The sequence below is a fragment of the Bernardetia sp. genome (genome assembly GCF_020630935.1).
In the GTDB taxonomy this organism is placed as follows: Bacteria; Bacteroidota; Bacteroidia; order Cytophagales; family Bernardetiaceae; genus Bernardetia.
In genome coordinates this window covers 1-3,891 of record NZ_JAHDIG010000139.1, presented here as the reverse complement: position 1 = coordinate 3,891, position 3,891 = coordinate 1, and the positions used below count along the sequence as shown (strand labels likewise).

Below are 3,891 nucleotides of genomic sequence, written 5' to 3'. Positions count from 1 at the left end.
ATAATTTGATTTAGAATTCCTATATAAAACTACTGGTTACTGATGACTGGTAACTGCTAACTGAAAAAAAATGCTTTCTACTCCCAACGCACCCAAAAAATTATTTCTTCTTGATGCTATGGCTCTCATTTATAGGGCGCACTTTGCTTTCAGCCGAAATCCTAGAATAACCTCCACAGGAATAGACACAGGTGCAATTTTAGGATTTACAAATTCTATTTGGGATATTCTACAAAACGAAAAACCTACACACATCGGTATTGCCTTCGACACTTCAAAACCTACTTTTCGACACGAGCAGTTTGAAGCCTACAAAGCTCACCGAGAAAAACAGCCAGAAGCCATTACGCTTTCTAAGCCATATATCAATCGTCTTTTGGAGGGACTGAATATTCCTATTTTGAAAATGGACGGTTTTGAAGCAGATGATATTGTCGGAACACTTGCCAAAAAAGCAGCTAGAGAAGGTTTTGAAGTCTATATGGTTACGATTGATAAAGATTATGCGCAGCTTGTAGAAGAAAATATTTTCTTTTATAAAGTAGCGTATGCAGGAAGAAACCCTGCCGAAGTTTGGGGAATAAAAGAAGTTTGTGAGCGTTGGGAACTCAAAAATCCGATGCAACTAACTGATATTTTAGGGCTTCAAGGTGATGCTTCGGACAACATCCCTGGTATTCCGGGAATTGGAGAAAAAACAGCTATCAAACTCTTGAAACAATTCGATAGCGTAGAGGGGATTATTGAAAATGCTGATAAGCTAAAAGGAAAACAGAAAGAAAACGTTGTTAATTTTGCACAGCAAGGAATTTTATCAAAAGAACTGGCAACTATCAAAATAGATGTTCCGATAGAATTTGATGCAAAGGCATTAGAATATGATGATGTAAAAGATATTACAGAGGAAAATAAAAAAACATTATCAGAGCTTTTTGATGAATTAGAATTCAGAACACTCAAAAGAAAAATCCTCAATGAAGAAGTGCCAAAGTCTTTTGCTCCGAAAACGGCAGCTAAAAGTAGTAAATCTGCTACCGACCAAATGGATTTGTTTGGAAATCCGAAACCTGTAACAAAGAAGTCAAACGTAACACCAGAGGAAGCCAAAGCAGCCTTAGCACAGCTACCATTTATTTTTGATAAGGAAGAGTTAGAGAAATTAGAAAGTAAAGCAAGTCCAGTTTCTAAAACAACTGAAACTGTACAGCAAACAGAATCACAAAAGTTAGCGACCCTTTTCACTACCAAACACGATTATCATCTCATTGATACAAAAGAAAAACGAGAACACTTAATCGAATTTTTATTACTTCAAGATGAAATTTCTGTCGATACAGAAACAGATAGTTTGGATGTTATGGAAGCTAATATTGTTGGTTTTTCGGTAGCGTACAAGCACTTTGAAGCGTTTTACATTCCAGTTTTGGGAACGGAAGAAGAGCAAAAAAGCATTTTAGATGAGTTTAGAAGCGTTTTAGAAAACCCAAAGATTATCAAGATTGGACAAAATATAAAGTACGATTATCAGATTTTTTATAAATATGGTATTGAGCTACAAGGACAGTTTTTTGATACGATGCTTGCTCATTATTTGCTTGAGCCAGAGCTTCGTCACAACATGGATTATCTAGCGCAAACAATTCTGAACTACAAAACCATTTCGTATGAAGAAATTGTAGGAACTGGAAAAAAAGCCAAAACGATGGCAGATTTTATCCCTAAAGAAATCTTGAATTATGCTGCCGAAGATGCAGACGTTACACTTCGTTTAAAAGAAAAATTAGCCAAAGAGCTAGAAAAAGAAGAAAATAAAGGTATCAAGTCTGTTTTTTATGACATAGAAACTCCACTTATTTCTGTATTGGCAAAAATGGAAATGCACGGAATGCGAATTGATACGGAAGCGTTGGGACAGTTTTCAGAAGAGCTAGGCAAAGAGATAGAAATTTTAGAGAAAGAGATTTATAAAATTGCTGGAGAAGAATTTAACATCGCCTCGCCCAAACAACTTGGAGATATTTTGTTCGAAGAAAACAAACTCAATCTCACCCCCAAACCAAAACGCACAGCCAAAAGCAAACAATACAAAACCGATGAGAGCATTTTGGTAAAACTGGCTGAAAAATATCCGATTGCTAAACATATTTTAGAATATCGTGGTTTGCAAAAACTCAAATCTACTTATGTAGATGCGCTGCCTTTATTGCTTTCGAAAAAAGACAATAAAATACATACTTCGTTTAATCAAGCTGTTACGGTTACAGGAAGACTTAGTTCTACTAATCCGAACCTCCAAAACATTCCTATCCGAACCGAAAAAGGACGAGAAGTACGAAAAGCCTTTGTCCCTTCAGATGAAAACCACATTTTGTTGGCAATAGATTATTCGCAAATAGAACTTCGCTTGATGGCTTCTTTTGCACAAGACCCAACAATGATTGAGGCATTTAAAAATAATAGAGATATTCATACGGCCACAGCAGCCAAGATTTTTAAGGTAGAAACTAACGAAGTAACTCCAGAAATGCGCCGTTCTGCCAAGACGGCAAACTTTGGAATTATTTATGGCGTTTCGGCAATGGGATTGGGGCAGCGTTTGAACATCAAAATTACAGAAGCTAAAAAACTCATAGATTCTTATTTTGAAGAATTTTCGTCTATCAAAAATTATATGGATAAGGTCGTTAATGAAGCAAGAGATAACGAATCCGTACAGACACTTTTGGGAAGAAAACGTCCTCTTCGTGATATAAATTCAAGAAATGCCACACAACGAGGTTTTGCAGAGCGAAATGCTGTCAATATGCCCATACAAGGAACAGCAGCCGATATTATAAAACTGGCAATGGTAAAAGTACAAGAGTATTTGGAGGAAAATAATCTGAAAACCAAAATGATTTTGCAAGTACACGACGAACTTGTTTTTGATGTTCCGAAAGAGGAGCTAGAAACCGTAAAGCCAAAAATTATGGAAATTATGTCAAAGACGTATCAGATTGATGTTCCTTTAGATGTTGAGGCTGGTGTAGGGCAAAGTTGGCTAGAGGCGCATTAAGAACCAGTTTGAATTTTTGCCTTCAGAATGTTCTGTTCTGTGTGTCACAGAACAGGGATTTTGTTTAATTTTTTAAGAATAGATTTTAGATTAAATACTGCGTAGGTCAAATCCTTTGACAGAGTATTTTTACATTTGATTATTTCTTAAAGAGAACAATTTAGTAAGTAATTTTCAATATGAATATAGAAAGAGAGTTAGAGAAAAGCAAGGAAGATATTCTGAATAGTTTTGAAAGAAAACAACACTCTATCTTAACTAATATAGAAAAGACTAAAGAGTATGATTTACTAATCAAATATTTATTTGTTGTTAGTGAAATTTGCAATCAGAAAAATCAGCATTATTTTATAGCTGTCAATGTGATAGATGTATATATTCAGTTTTTCAAGAATAGAAAATCACAGGGAGCAGCTTATAAGATTAGTTTAGAGGAAGGCAAATTAGTAAACATATTATTCAAGTCTTGTATGTTAGCAAAGCGTTATAATCTTGCAAAAACTATGTTAGAAATCGCAGGAGAATTAGATATTGAAATTTCCGATGATAAAGGATATATAAGACAGTTGAATGCTAATTCTTTTAAGTTCAAAAAACGAATAATTGTGAGGTTTATCTATGGTACTCTGTTTTTTGTTTCATTGTCTTTCATAGAACAAACTATGACTAACGTAATTATATTAACTTTTTTGCTTACTACCATAGAAATTTTAATTGCCTACATAGCCACCAAGTATAAAGGTTTTTAATCAAGACTGTGTTCTCTGTGTTACATAACAGGGTTTTAAGTAGTTGAGTAGTACAATTTAGTTTATAAAAACTATTGTCAAGGTCTG

2 protein-coding genes are annotated in these 3,891 nt (G+C 34.6%); both read left to right on the top strand.

Annotated features, from left to right (window positions below; all coding sequences use genetic code 11):
* Positions 1-70: 70 nt before the first annotated feature.
* Entirely contained in the window at positions 71-3,055 is a 2,985-nt protein-coding gene (gene polA, locus QZ659_RS20280; RefSeq protein WP_291728888.1) for a DNA polymerase I, read from the top strand.
* A gap of 179 nt (positions 3,056-3,234) precedes the next feature.
* On the top strand, positions 3,235-3,804 hold the full coding sequence (locus tag QZ659_RS20275) for a hypothetical protein (protein ID WP_291728887.1): 570 nt from the start codon (positions 3,235-3,237) through the stop codon (positions 3,802-3,804).
* Positions 3,805-3,891 lie beyond the last annotated feature (87 nt).